At 40.0% G+C, this 15,454-nt stretch carries 13 protein-coding genes; 9 read left to right on the top strand and 4 right to left on the bottom strand.

Features of this window, described 5'->3' with window-relative positions; genetic code table 11:
• The first annotated feature begins 168 nt into the window (after positions 1-168).
• Positions 169-696: a hypothetical protein gene (locus B2O97_RS08715; protein WP_070567618.1), complete on the top strand. Its 528-nt coding sequence runs from the start codon at positions 169-171 to the stop codon at positions 694-696.
• 69 nt (positions 697-765) lie between these two features.
• Here the strand turns inward: B2O97_RS08715 and B2O97_RS08710 are convergent, their stop codons facing one another.
• Positions 766-3,117: a BamA/TamA family outer membrane protein gene (locus B2O97_RS08710; RefSeq protein WP_145327573.1), complete on the bottom strand. Its 2,352-nt coding sequence runs from the start codon at positions 3,115-3,117 to the stop codon at positions 766-768.
• An 8-nt stretch (positions 3,118-3,125) separates the two neighbouring features.
• On the opposite strand from B2O97_RS08710, the gene B2O97_RS08705 reads away from it, so the two are divergent.
• Positions 3,126-3,875 carry a TrmH family RNA methyltransferase gene (locus B2O97_RS08705; RefSeq protein WP_286767273.1) on the top strand — a complete coding sequence of 250 codons (750 nt, stop codon included), beginning with the start codon at positions 3,126-3,128 and terminating at the stop codon, positions 3,873-3,875.
• A 25-nt stretch (positions 3,876-3,900) separates the two neighbouring features.
• Here B2O97_RS08705 and B2O97_RS08700 read toward each other — a convergent pair whose 3' ends face one another.
• Positions 3,901-4,281, bottom strand: a complete 381-nt coding sequence (locus tag B2O97_RS08700) for a VOC family protein (protein ID WP_112374217.1) — start codon at positions 4,279-4,281, stop codon at positions 3,901-3,903.
• A 221-nt stretch (positions 4,282-4,502) separates the two neighbouring features.
• On the opposite strand from B2O97_RS08700, the gene B2O97_RS08695 reads away from it, so the two are divergent.
• The 5 genes from B2O97_RS08695 (at position 4,503) to B2O97_RS08675 (ending at position 10,829) form a co-directional block, all read left to right on the top strand.
• Positions 4,503-5,678: an MFS transporter gene (locus B2O97_RS08695; protein WP_070567216.1), complete on the top strand. Its 1,176-nt coding sequence runs from the start codon at positions 4,503-4,505 to the stop codon at positions 5,676-5,678.
• Between the two features lie 108 nt (positions 5,679-5,786).
• Positions 5,787-6,701, top strand: coding sequence for a hypothetical protein (locus B2O97_RS08690; RefSeq protein ID WP_286767272.1), 915 nt, complete (start codon positions 5,787-5,789; stop codon positions 6,699-6,701).
• On the top strand, positions 6,698-7,375 hold the full coding sequence (locus B2O97_RS08685; protein WP_286767271.1) for an ATP-binding cassette domain-containing protein: 678 nt from the start codon (positions 6,698-6,700) through the stop codon (positions 7,373-7,375). The genes B2O97_RS08690 and B2O97_RS08685 overlap by 4 nt, the downstream gene beginning before the upstream one ends.
• A gap of 26 nt (positions 7,376-7,401) precedes the next feature.
• Positions 7,402-7,950, top strand: coding sequence for a GNAT family N-acetyltransferase (locus B2O97_RS08680; protein WP_286767270.1), 549 nt, complete (start codon positions 7,402-7,404; stop codon positions 7,948-7,950).
• 143 nt (positions 7,951-8,093) lie between these two features.
• Positions 8,094-10,829, top strand: a complete 2,736-nt coding sequence (locus B2O97_RS08675) for a DNA gyrase/topoisomerase IV subunit A (protein ID WP_286767269.1) — start codon at positions 8,094-8,096, stop codon at positions 10,827-10,829.
• A gap of 96 nt (positions 10,830-10,925) precedes the next feature.
• Here the strand turns inward: B2O97_RS08675 and msrA are convergent, their stop codons facing one another.
• Positions 10,926-11,441 carry a peptide-methionine (S)-S-oxide reductase MsrA gene (msrA, locus tag B2O97_RS08670; protein WP_286752872.1) on the bottom strand — a complete coding sequence of 172 codons (516 nt, stop codon included), beginning with the start codon at positions 11,439-11,441 and terminating at the stop codon, positions 10,926-10,928.
• 151 nt (positions 11,442-11,592) lie between these two features.
• Positions 11,593-12,624, bottom strand: coding sequence for a N(4)-(beta-N-acetylglucosaminyl)-L-asparaginase (locus B2O97_RS08665; protein WP_201639508.1), 1,032 nt, complete (start codon positions 12,622-12,624; stop codon positions 11,593-11,595).
• Between the two features lie 419 nt (positions 12,625-13,043).
• Here B2O97_RS08665 and B2O97_RS08660 point away from each other — a divergent pair, with 419 nt between their 5' ends.
• Positions 13,044-14,270 (top strand): NlpC/P60 family protein, encoded by a 1,227-nt coding sequence (locus B2O97_RS08660; protein ID WP_201639509.1) that lies wholly within the window; start codon positions 13,044-13,046, stop codon positions 14,268-14,270.
• 8 nt (positions 14,271-14,278) lie between these two features.
• Positions 14,279-15,334 (top strand): dipeptide epimerase, encoded by a 1,056-nt coding sequence (locus B2O97_RS08655; protein ID WP_201639510.1) that lies wholly within the window; start codon positions 14,279-14,281, stop codon positions 15,332-15,334.
• Positions 15,335-15,454: the final 120 nt, after the last annotated feature.

Genomic DNA, 15,454 nt, shown 5'->3' with positions numbered 1-15,454 from the left:
ATTCGCATAGTTAAAGATTTTCAAAAGAAAATTAAAATCCCTAAAATTGCAGTCTCATTTCAAGGAAATCGGATTTGATGTATTGATGCTATCAATCCTCCAAATGATATTAGCGCTATGCAAATAGACCCTAAAAAGGGAAAACGCGAATTGAATAAAAATAAAACGATGAAAAAGATTATATTTTTTCTGTTACTGATACCTTTTTGGGCAGCTGCTCAAGAACAAAATATCCAAAACTTTATCGTAAAAGAAAACCTTTCCAAAAATGGAAAACTGGCTGTAGTTGCATTGGATTCATTGGGAAACACCAATGAGACCATTAATGGCAATTACCTATTTACCATCAATGGTTTCTCGCAACCACTACAATTTCATGAGGGTGTTGCTGTCCCTAATCAGAAAATTGAGTCATCAACCTTTGTTTTCTTTAGCCATAAGAATCAACAAACTTCCAAGGGACGTTTATTCTATATCTATAAGAGCGATAGCGGACTCTCTCCTTTTGCCATTAGCGGATTGATGTTTTTGATTATCCCGGCCATTGTGTTAGGAATAGCTTACATGTTTAAAAAAGTGATTATGACGGCCATCGCGCTGGCTATAGTTTTCTTTTTATTCAACCATTCCCAAGGTTTGGATTTGAGTAAAATTTTTGAATCAATATTTTCAAGTCTCAAAAATCTCATCGGTTAACAAAGCGGTTTGTCTGAATGTCCCATCAACTGGTGGGATCAACGTAAATCATAACGAAACAGTTAGACATTAGAACGGCATACCGATTCCAAAATTGTATTGAATAAAATTGTACCTGTCGGGCCTATGGGTTTCATAATATTGGGCCTTAAATTCTTTGGAATCAAAGAAATGCTTGATAACCCATTGATCAGCACCTGAGAATTGCGGATCTTTTAGTTTAAGCCCGGCATCTAAGCGAATGACAAAATAGTCCGAATCGAAACGAAGTCCGAAGCCGGTACCAATGGCGACCTGCCCAAGAAATTTATTGAATTTAAACTCCCCCCCCGGATTTAGTTCTTCATCCTTCTTCAGTCGCCAAACATTTCCCATATCCAAAAATGTTGCTCCATTCATCTTTGCGCCCAGGAAGTTATTGAGTAACCTGAATCGATATTCGGCATTTGCTTCCAGTTTAATCTCCCCCAGTTGATCCAAATTACGCAGGTTTAAACGCAAATCCTCACTAAGACTCTGCCGGTTATAGGCACCTGGCCCCAAGGTACGTGCCTGCCATGCGCGTATGCCATTCATCCCGCCGCTATAAAAGCTCTTTTCAAAAATCAACAGTTTAGAGTTATTACCATAAGGAATCGCTATCCCCGGATTAAAACGGAAGACAAACTGCCTATTTCCACCGAGATTTCGGTATAAACGATAATCGAATTCTGTCTTGGCGTATTGAAGAAAGGGCACACCGAATATTTTTTTCTCACCATCGGCATTCTTAGGCAATTTTGCCAAGGAGCTAATAAGATCCAATACGTTTCCACTCACGTCCAATGTTCCTCTGAAATATTGAAAGTCCTCCTTGCTATTCAATTTTTTACCATTCAGGATAAAGGTATATTGTGTCCCTAAACCAAAATACTGACGGTCGTTGCTACGTACATACAGCTGATAACCTTCCTGTACAAGCTTGTTCCGAAAATTGGAATCCAAGCGTCCATCCCGATACTCCAACACAATAGGCGTAAAACTATGGTACTTATTTTCTGTTTCATACCATGAGTAATTCAGCGACGTGATGAAATAGCGGTTTGAATAGGTTTTATCTTGATCGAACAACTGCAATGTCATCGAGTAGGTCGTTTTGGGCAAACCAAACTTTCCACCTGGATTAATATGAAAGGGAACCATCAGACGAGGAATAACCAAATTTACGCCCGCTTGAAAATCGTTATTGAATATTTTGCTGGAAAGCCCACCTGCGAGGCGCGGATCAAACAATACACCATAACGTAATTTCACTTCCAATTGCTCCGAACCACCAAAGATATTACGTTGAGAGAATGTATTTCCAATATTAAATCCGCTCATACCCGAACTAAAGGTATACTCGCCCTCTATCTGGTTTCCCATCCGCGGTCTTGGAACGAAATCATAGTGCACATCGAGTTTATTGGAATCTTTTTTGACAAACTGCATCTTGACAGAACGAAAACCATTCATCTCATACAATCGGTCATATGACTTATTTTCCTCCCGCAAGGAATAGTACTGACCTGAGCGTAGATACATATAGCGTTCCAAAGGTTTCCACCTGAAACTATTTGTTTCATCAACAAATAAAAGACGTTTTGCAGAATCTACTATACGACGAGGCTCCTTCTTCGACATTGTTCCATAATTCCTTATCGTCATATAAACACTATCTATTTGATACTTTTTATGTATCGTTGAGTCAGACGGATTTTCGACATTAATTTTCAAGTCGATCAAAGGTCCATCGATCGTTGAATCTACCCCAGCACGCATATATTGCCTTACATAATCGTAATACCCATTGTTACGCATCGAAATATAAAGTTTCTCCCGCTCATCGAGCAACTTTGCGGCATCGTACTGGGTATTGGATTTTACAGCAGTTTTGGGGAGTACCTCCCGTTCAAATATTGCCTTAATATCTTCATCCTCAAATTTTCGATCTATATTTCTAACTTGATATGGGACACCTTCATCCACTTTAAAATCGATATGTGCTCGCTTTTTGGAAACTGAAATTGTTGGTTCGACCTTAGCTTTAAAATAACCTTTTGAAAATAGAAAGCGTCGGATTTGATTGGCGGATAAATCGACCATTGCCGAATCCAACAAATGAGGTGGTTCGCCAACATTCCGAATTTTCTTGGTTTTATAACGCCCGTTTTTAGTATTGAACGTATTGTAAATAAATAAATTTACCCTTGAATTAGGTCTTATTTGATTGGAAATATACGTTTCGGATGATTCTTTCAATGCAGGGGTGACACCAGAAATCTGTACTTTTGTAACCAGAGCTTGGTCATCGTCAAGATATTTTGAAGAACGGCATGATGCAAAAAATAACACTAAAAGCGTTATACTTGCAAATCCGATAAAACGAGGATACTTAATCATCAATAAAAATGTTGTCAAAAGCGCAAATCAGTCTAATAACGTCTCTACAAAATAAAAAGTATAGAAAACAACACGGCCTGTTTATCGTTGAGGGTATAAAATCCGTGATGGAATTTATTTCATCAAGCTATGAGGTTGAGTCTATTTTCTACACGGGCGACGCAAACACAAAAGTGGGTAAAATCTCGCATAATATAAAATCCTATGAACTAACGGATACTGAATTCCAAAAGATTAGTACACTGAAATCGCCACAAGGTGTACTCGCTTTGGTCAAACTTCCTTTACAGCAGAAAATTGTACCAAGTAATTTAAAAAACAAGTTTAGCCTTGTACTCGATGATGTGCAGGATCCAGGCAATCTGGGTACAATTATCCGCACGGCGGAGTGGTTTGGAATCGAACATATTATCTGTTCCATTGGAACTGTAGACGCCTACAACCCTAAAGTAGTGCAAGCAACCATGGGCTCACTGGCTAGACTGCAAATCCACTATACTGATTTAACGGATTTTATTCCGGCTACTGGATTAAAAGTGTATGGCGCCCTACTTAATGGTCAATCCATTTATCAGACTGTGTGGGCTAATGAGGGGCTAATTGTTATGGGGAACGAGGGAAATGGCATCAGTGATGAAATAATAGCGTTGATCGATCAAGCTATCACTATTCCGCGCATAGGCCAAGCCGAATCACTCAACGTAGCCGTTGCAACGACCATCTTCTGCAGCGAAATAGTCCGGCAACAGTTGATCTAGTAAGCTATATGATCTGAATTGCCGCTTATAACTTTTGATGTAGCCCGATCCTATTTCCTTCAGAATCTTCAATCTCCGCAACAGCAAATCCCAGATCGGCATGAAAAGTGGCGGGATATAGCTCTTTTCCACCCAAGCTCATGGCCCTTTCCAACGTAGTAGATATGTTTTCTACATGTAAATAAAGGAGTACTCCCTCGCGTGTAGGTTTATAAATTTCGCCTTTCGCCAGGGCGCCAGTAATCCCAGATAAGGTTTCTTGAAATGGAAAGTAAGCCATGTGGTTATCGTCAAAATCTTCCTGTTCAAAGGTAAAATTGAATAACTGGCTATAAAACGCGATTGCGCGATTCAAATCCGATACCGGAATTTCAAAATAAACACCAGGATTTCTAAGTTCTTGCATGTTCTAAATAAAGGGTCTTCCCAAAAATAATCTTTTTTTAGGCACTAACGTCCTCGCCTTCGTATTTTCTATCTTATATAAAGAATTCTATTATTTTTCCACCAAAAGAAACCGCTTAATCGTTCCAAAAACTGTACATTTGCTCCATTCCCTAGAAGGATGGATAATCGCCACAATCCATTATTCTTTTTTGAATACTCACACACGATAAAAATAGCGCCATGCCAGCTGAACAGAAATCCATCTATACGCTTCAATTTATTTTACTTTGCTTAAGCTCACTCCTATTTTCTTCTAGCTTCAATATGATCATCCCCGAACTACCCAATTATCTGAGCAGTTTGGGCGGAGCAGAATACAAAGGGTTGATCATAGCGCTGTTTACATTGACTGCCGGAATTTCGCGGCCTTTTAGTGGTAAATTGACCGATCGCTGGGGACGTGTACCAGTCATGGCCATTGGATCCATTGTCTGTTTCATCTGTGGTTTTCTTTATCCCATTTTAACATCAGTCGCGGGCTTTCTATTCTTACGATTGATACATGGTTTTTCCACTGGTTTTAAACCTACCTCAACTTCTGCTTATGTCGCCGATCTGGTTCCACAAAAAAGATGGGGTGAGGCGCTTGGGATGCATGGATTGGCCTTTAGCGTCGGTACAGCTGTCGGCCCAGCAATTGGCAGCGCTATTTTCGAGGCCTTTGGTATCAATGTGATGTTTTATTGCTCTTCTTTCATGGCACTTCTCTCCATCCTTATCGTCATTAACATGAAGGAAACACTGGCGAAAAAAGAGAAATTCAATCTCTCCATGCTCAAAATAAACCGAAAAGATATCATTGAATGGCGTGCACTACCTGCGGGAATCGTCACGTTTTTATCTTACACCGCTTATGGAGTCATTTTAACCCTAATTCCCGACTGGAGTGAATACCTTGGACTCAAAAATAAAGGGCTATTTTTCCTAGCCTTCACCATTGCGTCAGTATTGATACGTTTTGTTTCCGGCAAAGTTTCGGACCGTTATGGAAGACCTAAGGTTATTGTTGTCGGAATAGTTATTATCGCGATTGCACTCGTTGCTATTGGCATTGGAAATAGTTTCATTGGCATGATGATCGGCGCAAGCATCTATGGTGTAGGCACGGGTATACTCTCCCCTGCTGTGAATGCCTGGACGATTGACCTTAGTTTACCCGAACATCGCGGCAAGGCGGTTGCAACCATGTATATCTCCCTTGAAGCCGGAATAGGACTTGGCGCACTGCTTGCTGGATTGTACTATAGTGATGTTATCCTACGAATTCCAGTCATTATGTATGCCAATGCAGTAGTTTTGCTACTTGCTCTGACCTATATGCTGAGCTGGCAGAAAAGACACAGGGCCGTAAAATAAAGAAATTCAAGCGTCAAAACGACCAACAATCGATCGTTGCAAGGCCGAAATAAAAATAAGGGAACAGTCCCTTGTTTTTAACTTCGATTTTTTACTTTTGATCGTATCATGGTTAGCAATTATTTAAAGCTTCAATATACTTTACTGTATCGGCATATTCGCGCTACAGGACTGCCGGTTTGGCTCGCCTTTCTCCTGTTGTTTGGATTATGTTATTTTGCTTATTATGCATTGGTTCAATATCCGCTTTTTGGTTGTTATGCCCTACTGCTTGGCAATTTCCAAGCACTGTTTCTGCTCACAGAAAAAAACAGAAATGACTTTCTCAAAAATACATACAGTAAATACGATTTCCACAAAATCAGAATATTGGAAAATGGCTTGTTAACGCTGCCGTCCTTCATCATTCTTTTCCTCCACAACCAATGGGGCTATGCAGTGTTATTAGCTATTTTGGCTATTATCTTTGCATTTTTGACATTTAAGGCTTTCGGAAAATCTATTCCGACACCTTTCGCAAAAAAACCTTTTGAATTTATCATCGGATTCCGACGGAGCTACCTGCTCTTGCTTGTAATGTATCTCTTGGCCGGAATCGGCTTTTATGTGGCCAATTCCAATCTTGTTTTATTTTGTGTGGTTTGCATTGCGCTCGCCTGTGTTTTCTATTATCAATTACCGGAACCTATTTTTTACCTTTGGAATAACCAATATACACCAACAGTCTTTCTGATGCGAAAGTTTAAAAGAGGAATTTTACAATGTCTACTCTTGGTACTACCCCTTCTTTTTCTGTATGTTATAATCTTTCCATCGGATTTATTTAATGTCTGTATTGTATTGGGCGGAATATTACTTTTGCTTCCTTTTGCAATCACCTTAAAATACGTCGCTTATCCACGGGAGATCAATTTCCCCGAAGGTTTTGCATTGGCACTTTGTTTTAGCTTTTACCCCTTGATCCTCGCGCTCTTGCCCTTCTATTATATCAAAGCAATCAACAATCTAAAAAACCACTTATGATCGAGCTTACGAATATCAGCAAGTCCTTTGGACGGCATCAAGTGCTCCACGAGATTACTTACACTTTTGAAAGCGGAAAAGTATACGGTATCGTCGGTGAAAATGGCGCCGGAAAGACAACGCTGTTTCGTTGTATTGCTGGACTGGAAACCGCCTCGGGAAGTATAAAATCTGATTTGGCGCCGCTCAAAAACAATTTAGGTTACCTGACCTCCGATCCGTATTTTCTTTCTAAGCTCACCGGGGAAGAGTATATTTATCTGCTGACAGATGCACGTGGTAAACAAATCAAGAATCTAAGTGAAAGAAATATTTTTGAGTTGCCCTTAAAAGAGTATGCGAGCGCCTATTCCACGGGAATGAAAAAAAAACTAGCCCTGACAGTTACTTTACTTCAGGACAATAATTACTATATCCTTGACGAACCTTTTAATGGCATTGATCTACAAAGCAGCATTATGCTTACGGAGATTATATTACGCTTAAAAGCAATGGGTAAAACGATCCTAATTTCGTCGCATATCTTTTCCACACTAAAAGATACCTGCGATGAAATCTTGGTACTCGAAAATGGCAGAATTAGTAAATCTGTAAAAAAAGAGCAGTTCGGCGACTTTGAGGAGGAAATGAAAGAAAAAATACTACAAAAAGATATCGATAAATTGTGGCTTTAGCATGCCTAACACTTGAGATAAACAATATGGAAAAACACTTACCTATACTGGAAACTGAACGTTTAATTATCCGTCCAATAGAGATGGATGATGCAGCTTATTTTTTCGCAATGGATTCACAGCCGGAGGTTCATACCTTTCTGAATAACGAACCTGTTCAATCTATTCAAGAAATGAAAAAAGCCATCGCGCATATTCAACAACAATATGAAAAATACGGTATAGGCCGTCTAGGGGTCATTGAGAAATCAAGCAATCAATGGATTGGCTGGACGGGATTTAAGTATATTGACGAATTGGAGAACGGACGTATTGGATTTTTAGACCTTGGTTATCGTTTCAGAACGGAATCTTGGGGAAAAGGCTATGCGACAGAAGCCGCACTAGCCTGCATGCAATATTACAGCGAACAGCTGACCCATTTTGAAGTACATGCCATCACGCATACAGCAAACCTGGGATCAAGGCATGTCTTGGAAAAAGTAGGATTTCAGGTAACTGAAGAATTTCATTTCGATCTATGGAATATTCCCTGTTATTGGTATGATCTAACCATTGACCAATCAACAAACTAATTATATTAGTTTTAAAAACTAATTTTTTTAACTTTTCATAGTTTCACTGGGATAAAACAAAATGGTTTTGTATTTTTACACGTTCGAATAAAATATTATTTCGAACATTTCTGTATTGTACAATTTAATCTATTGCTGAGTAAATGAGTGACGAAACGAACTTCCCAACGGAAGATAATCAAGAAGAGCTGGGATCAGGAAAAACAGAAAACGGAAGTCAGACGATACCTTTATCAGGACTATACGAAAACTGGTTTTTGGACTATGCATCCTATGTTATCTTGGACAGAGCCGTTCCACATATCAATGACGGTTTGAAACCCGTACAACGTCGCATCCTCCATTCCTTGAAGGAAATGGATGATGGACGATATAATAAAGCTGCCAACGTCATTGGTAACACGATGAAATATCACCCACATGGTGATGCTTCTATCGGTGATGCCATGGTACAATTGGGCCAAAAGGATCTCCTGATTGACTGTCAAGGTAACTGGGGCTTCCCAATTACGGGCGACTCTGCTGCTGCTCCACGGTACATCGAGGGAAGATTATCCAAATTTGCAAATGACGTTGTCTTCAATCCCGAAACAACTGAGTGGCAATTGAGTTATGATGGACGGAATCGCGAACCTGTCACACTTCCGGTAAAATTCCCATTATTATTGGCTCAAGGTGCCGAAGGGATTGCTGTTGGTTTAGCAACCAAGATTATGCCCCACAATTTCATTGAGCTAATTGACGGATCAATTCAGGTATTACACGGTGAACGTCCGAATATCTTCCCAGACTTCCCTACGGGTGGTATGGCCGACGTTTCAAATTATAATGAGGGGCAACGTGGTGGTAAAATCCGTGTACGTGCAAAAATTGAAGAACGCGACAAAAAGACGCTCGCAATTACAGAAATTCCATTTGGAACGACAACCGGCGGTCTGATTGAAAGCGTGGTTACCGCAAACGATAAGGGAAAAATTAAGATCAAAAAAATCGAGGACAATACAGCGGGAAATGTAGAGATCATTGTACATTTGGCTCCTGGAATTTCTCCCGATGTAACGATCGATGCATTATATGCCTTTACCGCCTGTGAAGTCTCTATCTCTCCTAACACCTGTGTTATCAAGGATGAGAAACCTCACTTTATGAGTGTCAACGACATTCTGACTGAAAACACAATAAACACCAAAAATTTATTGAAACGAGAATTGGAGATTCGTTTAAACGATCTTCAAGAAAAAATCTTCTTCAGTAGTTTATTAAAAATATTTATTCAAGAGGGGATGTACAAGCATCCGGATTATGAAAATGCAGGTGACTTTGAGGTTGTTGTGCAAGTTCTGAATCGCTTGTTTGAACCTTTCTTCGATCAATTTTACCGCGAGATACGTCCAGAAGATTACAAAAAATTGATCGATAAACCAATGAGTAGCATTACACGTTTCGACGTTAAAAAAGCGGACGAAATGATGAAAACACTCGAAAATGAGATCAAAGAAGTCAAGCGTCATCTACGTCAATTGACGGAATATGCCATTGCATGGTTTGAGAAATTGCGTGATAAATATAGTAAAGACCGCGAGCGTAAAACTGAACTGCGGGTATTCGACAAAGTAGAAGCGACCCAAGTTGCGCTAGCAAATACCAAACTATATGTCAATCGCGAAGAAGGATTTATTGGTTCGGGAATGAAGAAAGATGAGTTTGTATGCGACTGTTCGGATATCGACGATATTATTGTATTCCGCGAAGATGGCAAATATGTTGTCAGTAAAATTCAGGATAAAGTATTTGTTGGAAAAGGAATTATCCACGTTGCTGTTTTCAAAAAAGGTGATGAACGGACAATCTATAACGCCATCTATAAAGAAGGTGAAACTGGAACCAGTTTTATCAAACGTTTCTCGGTAGTAGGAGTTACGCGAGATAAGGAATATGATGTGTCCAAGGGATCCAAGGGCTCAAAAATCCTGTATTTCACAGCCAATCCCAATGGTGAAGCGGAAGTCGTTAATATACAGCTTAAACCGCACACAAAATTGCGTAAGTTGAATTTTGACATGGACTTTGCCGAGATTGCAATCAAGGGCCGTGCTTCACAAGGAAACATTGTATCAAAATATCCTGTCAAAAAAATCAGCTTTAAAAGCTCTGGAGTCTCCACACTAGCAGGACGAAAAATATGGTACGATACCATCATGAAACGTCTAAACGCAGATGAGCGTGGACAATACCTTGGCGAGTTTGACGGCGACGACAAGATATTAGTAGTCCTTTCGGATGGTAGCTACGAATTAGCAAACTTTGATCTAAGCAACCACTTCGACGAGAAAATGATCCGGATCGAAAAATATTATCCAGACCATATCTATACAGTCGTGCATAAGGACGGCAAGAGCGGAACGTACTTTGTCAAACGTTTTAAATTTGACGATCAGCCTATTGGAAAACGCATTTCCTTTATCAATGAAGATGCAGGATCCAAACTGATCCTGATGAGTAATGCAGCTGAACCGATGGTCAAATTGGAGATTTTAAAAGGCAAATCCCAAACGGAAGAAACCCTTGATCAACCTTTGACTGAAATTATTGACGTAAAAGGAATAAAAGCGCAAGGAAACCGCCTATCTTTCCATACCGTAAAATCGGTTACACTATTGACAGCGGATGAAGATTTAAGTCAAAAAAGTAAAGAAAAGGCAGCCGAATCAAGTACTGATACCACAGAACCAACAGTTGATAGTACAACGACAGAAGTTGACAGTTCCGTGAACGAAAAAGAGGTCGAGTCAACCGAAAAAAATGACGACATCAAATTGGAGATCACCAATCCAAATGATATTCAAATCGATGATAAAGGACAGATGGAAATGTTCTAACTCGTATTCAATACACAAAAAAAGCTCGAATAAATATTCGAGCTTTTTTTTGGGATACAACACCTTAAATATTGTCTTTTTAAAAATATTGTCTTTTTAAGCTTTAAATTCTTTTAGGAATTTTTGAAGTTTTGGAGCAATGACTACTGAACAAAATGGATTTTCAGGATGATCATTGAAATAATTATGATGATAATCCTCTGCCAACCAGAATGTCGCGGCTGGTTCTACTGCTGTGACAATAGGGTCCTCGTAAACATCCTCATTTTCCAATTCATCGATAAAATTCTGTGCTAAGATCTCTTGTTCTTCATTATGATAAAAAACAACTGATCGATACTGCGTACCCACATCGTTACCTTGACGGTTTAATGTTGTCGGGTTATGGGTCTTAAAGAAGATTTTCAAGAGATCTTCGTAATTCACCAGCTCTTCGTCATATTCTAACTCGACAACCTCAACATGATCAGTTGTCCCCGTACAGACCTGCTCATAAGTCGGCTTATCTACATGTCCCCCCATATAACCAGGTAATACCGATGTTACCCCTTCAGTGTTTTGGAAAATAACTTCTGTACACCAAAAACATCCTCCTCCAAATGTTGCTTTCATACTTTTATAACCTTGCGTATTTTACTCTTACTTTTATAAACCTATAGCCGATGCATCAGCTGCGGCTATAAGTTTAGACAAATATAATGATTAATCGGCAATGATATACCTTGCTATCATCGCTCCTCGAACCCGTAAGCCCCTATTTTTACTATTTATAGTAGTGCTTTCCTTTAATCAATAAATCTTGTTGTTTACTGTCACAAACCGCATAGGAAAAACCTTGTTGTAGCGCATAGGCACCATATTCCCCTTTTTTATTAATTGCTAAGAATCCAACTTGGATTGCCTTTGCAATTGCAGGCTTCTTCTTAACGATACGCATAACAGCTTCCTTACAGGCATCTTCGGGAGAATAACCCTGACGCATCAATTCGACTACCAAAAAACTACCTACATTTCGGATAACTTCTTCACCAACTCCGGTCGAAGTAGCACCCCCAACTTCATTATCGACATAAAGTCCGGCTCCAATAATAGGGCTATCTCCTACCCGACCATGCATCTTGAAAGCCATACCACTCGTGGTGCAGGCTCCAGAAATATTTCCATTGGCATCCAACGCCAACATACCGATCGTATCGTGGTTGTATTGATTTCCCGGCAAACGTTCTGCGGCAAAAGATTGGTTTTCAATATTGGCTACAGGTTTGTATTTTTTCTCTTTCAACCATTCCTTCCAGGCCTTTTCACCTTCCGGGGTCAGTAGATTTTCTTCCTTAAAACCATTTTCTAACGCAAATTGCAATGCGCCTTCGCCTACTAGCATGACATGGGGTGTTTTTTCCATAACCAGCCGTGCTACAGATATTGGATGTCCAATTTTTTCCATTCCGGCAACAGCACCGCAGTTACCATCCGCATCCATGATACAAGCATCAAGTGTGACGTGACCGTCGCGATCGGGATAACCACCTTTACCCACTGTCATATTCTTGAGATCAGCCTCGGGTACACGCACACCTTGTTCTACCGCATCCAATGCCTTGCCTCCTTTGGACAATATTTCCCAAGCGGCTTTATTTGCTGCGATCCCAAAGTCCCAAGTTGAAATTACAATAGGGTATTTTTTAACACTGCCTTTTGCTGCAATCGTCAATCCTATCGCATCAAATGCGGTTAATGTCCCCATTGTCGTCGCAGCAATCAAACCTTGCCGAATAAAATCACGTCTTGAACTCATTTCCTTATTACTATTTTATAAAACTATCGCTATTTATTAATCCGGCAAAAAACAATCATTAAAATTGCCTTCAGCCTACCGAATACAAAAAATTTTCATCATTGACAGCACAAAGGCATCGCTCTCTTTCTAGTGTATTGCACGACCTTACATCACATCTGCCCCCAATCTACTTCATCGATATACGCCGGAAAATGCTATTCTACATTTTTACAGCTTCGTGTTAAACTGAAGAAGGATATTGACTTTACAATCAATAAGCAATATTACAAAATGGTTTTAGCAATTAGATGATTTAATTAAAATTAAACCTAAACATTCGTTTTTTAGCAACATAACATCAAAATCACTTAAAAATCGACAATAAAAATTGACTTATATTATGAATTAATCCTATCTTTAGAAACAAACTAATTCGCATGAAAAACACTCTTAAATTCGCTATTTTAGCTTATGCAAGCCTTATAGGGGTTGAAAGCAGTCAGGCGCAGCAGCTAGATTCCACGACTTATTTCACGATCAAAGAGTTGCAAGAAAACGTAAAACGTGAATTCGCTCCCGATAAAAGAACCAAGATCGTAGCCATCCAAAAAGCGGATATCGCACAGAACCAATATGTACTTGAAACAACTGAAAAAGATGCTAAGTTCGTTTTAGAGCAAAAGGCAAAAGATATATCAGCCAATATTCAAGTACAGCTCTTGCCTGATGCAAGTGTAGGTGAAAAAACTACTGGAGTCATCAGGCTCTCCGTTGCAAATATGCGCACATTTCCAGATAATGCTGCGGAGCTAACCAGCCAGGTTTTATTGGGAACGCAAGTGGATCTTCTGCAAAAAAAGAGCGGCGACTATCGCGTGCGCACCCCCGATGGTTATATAGCATGGGTACCTACTTCGTCCATTGAAGCGATGGACAAAACCATGCTGGCCAATTGGCGACAAGCAGAAAAAGTTATCTATACAGCGGAGTTTGGAAAATCCTATTCTGAACCCAATGAAAAAAGCCAACGAGTGTCTGATCTCGTATATGGCGACATCCTTCAGTTAAAAGGACAGAAAGGCAATTTTTATGAAATAGCATATCCGGATGGACGTTTAGGTTATATTAAAAAATCAGAAAGTCTAACCTTAAAAAATTGGTTTGAAACGCGCCAGCCTACAGCGGAAAATATTATCGCCAGTGCAAAAACAATGTTAGGCCTGCCCTATTTATGGGGGGGGACATCGGTGAAAGGTGTAGACTGCAGCGGTTTTACCAAAACAAGTTTTTTCATGAACGGCTTCGTAATTCCGAGAGATGCATCGCAACAAGTACTCGCAGGTGAAAAAATCGACATTTTAGATCAAGAAGGACATTTCGACCCTGAGAAAGCACTCAAGAATCTAAAACCGGCAGACTTACTGTTCTTTGCGGCAGGCAAAAACAGCAATCCTAATGCGCGTGTAACACATGTTGCACTCTATATCGGCAATGGAACTTTTATTCACGCTGCCGGATTGGTCCGGATCAACAGTATGCTTAAGGACGCTGCAAACTACGATGATTTCCAAACGCGGACTGTAGTTGCTGCCCGTCGTTACCTTGGCGCACGGGATAGCGCAATACAGAAGGTCGTTGAAAGCAATTATTACAACAATAAATAAACATAGTGATGAGCAATCAATCTGAATGGATTAGTAAAGATTTTGGAACCTTTAAATTGAGGTTTAGACCTTACACGCTAACTTTGCGCCATGTCTTCACTGTAGCTTCATTTAGTCGAAGCACAACACCGGTTGTATTGACCGAGCTAGAGTATGACGGCATTGTGGGTTATGGTGAAGCGAGTATGCCACCCTATCTAGGCGAATCGCAGGAAAGTGTCTTATCATTCCTTAATCAGATCGATCTGACAGGCTTCAACTCTCCTTTTCAAACTGAGGAGATTCTCCATTATATCGATCAGCTTGCATTGAAAAATACCGCAGCAAAAGCCGCTATTGATATTGCATTACATGATATATTAGGGAAGATAATGAATCAACCTTATTATAAAATATGGGGATTAAATCCGGATCTTATCCCTCCGACATCCTATACTATTGGGATTGATACGGAAGAAATGATCCGTAAAAAGGTAGCGGAAGCGGATCAATTTAAAATTTTGAAAGTAAAGCTGGGTCTCGATACGGATAAAATGATCATCGATACTATCCGTCAGGTTACCGATCGACCATTGTGTGCCGATGTCAATCAAGGTTGGAAAACACGTGAAGAGGCTCTCGAAATGGCACATTGGCTTGCAGAAAGAAATGTTTCTTTCTTGGAACAGCCAATGCCTAAGGAGCAGATAGACGACAATGCATGGCTTACTGAGCATAGCCCTATCCCAACTATTGCCGACGAAGGATGTCAACGTCTTGTGGATGTCCCCGCATTAAAGGGTGTGTATTCGGGTATCAACATTAAATTGATGAAATGTACTGGCATGCGGGAAGCCAAACGCATGGCTGAGCTTGCGCGTTCTCTGGAAATGAAAGTTATGATCGGTTGCATGACCGAAACATCCTGTGCAATCAGTGCAGCAGCACAACTCGCTCCCCTAACAGACTGGGCTGATTTAGATGGTGCTTTATTGATCGGAAATGACATTTATGACGGTATGACCGTTGTCAATGGCAATTGCCTTCTTCCCGACCGTCCTGGAATTGGAATTTTAAGGAAATAACCCTATATTCAGTGCAATGTTTTTTTCTTAAAAAAAACATTGCACTGAATTGCTTTCGCAAGTTTGACCAACATCCGACAGCACCAAAATATTAACAAACTAAATTAATCAATTCACACT

The organism is Sphingobacterium sp. UBA865 (genome assembly GCF_002295765.1).
In the GTDB taxonomy this organism is placed as follows: domain Bacteria; phylum Bacteroidota; class Bacteroidia; order Sphingobacteriales; family Sphingobacteriaceae; genus Sphingobacterium; species Sphingobacterium multivorum.
The sequence above is the reverse complement of the archived record's forward strand: the minus strand, read 5'-3'. Positions and strand labels throughout refer to the sequence as shown.

Coding starts and splice junctions, on each gene's coding strand:
- B2O97_RS08660 (WP_201639509.1), top strand. CDS start 13,044: ATGAAAAACACTCTTAAATTCGCTATTTTAGCTTATGCAAGCCTTATA.
- B2O97_RS08700 (WP_112374217.1), bottom strand. CDS start 4,281: ATGCAAGAACTTAGAAATCCTGGTGTTTATTTTGAAATTCCGGTATCG.
- B2O97_RS08705 (WP_286767273.1), top strand. CDS start 3,126: ATGTTGTCAAAAGCGCAAATCAGTCTAATAACGTCTCTACAAAATAAA.
- B2O97_RS08685 (WP_286767271.1), top strand. CDS start 6,698: ATGATCGAGCTTACGAATATCAGCAAGTCCTTTGGACGGCATCAAGTG.
- B2O97_RS08710 (WP_145327573.1), bottom strand. CDS start 3,117: ATGATTAAGTATCCTCGTTTTATCGGATTTGCAAGTATAACGCTTTTA.
- B2O97_RS08680 (WP_286767270.1), top strand. CDS start 7,402: ATGGAAAAACACTTACCTATACTGGAAACTGAACGTTTAATTATCCGT.
- B2O97_RS08665 (WP_201639508.1), bottom strand. CDS start 12,624: ATGAGTTCAAGACGTGATTTTATTCGGCAAGGTTTGATTGCTGCGACG.
- B2O97_RS08695 (WP_070567216.1), top strand. CDS start 4,503: ATGCCAGCTGAACAGAAATCCATCTATACGCTTCAATTTATTTTACTT.
- msrA (WP_286752872.1), bottom strand. CDS start 11,441: ATGAAAGCAACATTTGGAGGAGGATGTTTTTGGTGTACAGAAGTTATT.
- B2O97_RS08690 (WP_286767272.1), top strand. CDS start 5,787: ATGGTTAGCAATTATTTAAAGCTTCAATATACTTTACTGTATCGGCAT.
- B2O97_RS08655 (WP_201639510.1), top strand. CDS start 14,279: ATGAGCAATCAATCTGAATGGATTAGTAAAGATTTTGGAACCTTTAAA.
- B2O97_RS08715 (WP_070567618.1), top strand. CDS start 169: ATGAAAAAGATTATATTTTTTCTGTTACTGATACCTTTTTGGGCAGCT.
- B2O97_RS08675 (WP_286767269.1), top strand. CDS start 8,094: ATGAGTGACGAAACGAACTTCCCAACGGAAGATAATCAAGAAGAGCTG.